This is a genomic window from Candidatus Clostridium eludens (assembly GCF_045310515.1).
Lineage (GTDB): Bacteria > Bacillota > Clostridia > Clostridiales > Clostridiaceae > Clostridium_B > Clostridium_B eludens.
Window position 1 is genome coordinate 1 of record NZ_JBJHZX010000176.1, and the last position, 377, is coordinate 377.

General features: G+C 30.8%; 1 protein-coding gene. It reads right to left on the minus strand.

Annotated elements, in window-relative coordinates; genetic code table 11:
• Window positions 1–377, minus strand: a 377-nt coding sequence (locus ACJDU8_RS25725) for a 4Fe-4S binding protein (protein WP_406795029.1), incomplete at both ends; no start/stop codon positions are given.

A 377-nucleotide genomic window follows, 5' to 3' on the forward strand; every position in this document is an offset into this window, starting at 1 on the left:
GCATCAATAATTGTTAATGCATCTTTTTCAGCAAATCTTTTTCCATTATTTCTGAGAAAAGTAATCAACTTACCTGATCCATCACTTCCTATATCCATTTGTGCCCTGGAAATTATACCTTTATCCGATCTTGTAATAAATGTCTCAGCTGCCTTATCTTCTACCAGTTTAATCGCTTTTTCAGGACATATTAAAGTACATGCCCCACAACCTTCACAGGAAAAAGTATCTACAACACAATCTTTTATGGCATTAAATTTACACATAACTTCACATTTTCCACATTTAGTACAAAAATATTTGTTTATAACTGCTTTTTTACCACCGTAAAAGTCTCTTTTTTCTATATCTACACCTTCATAAAAAAGATATAAATT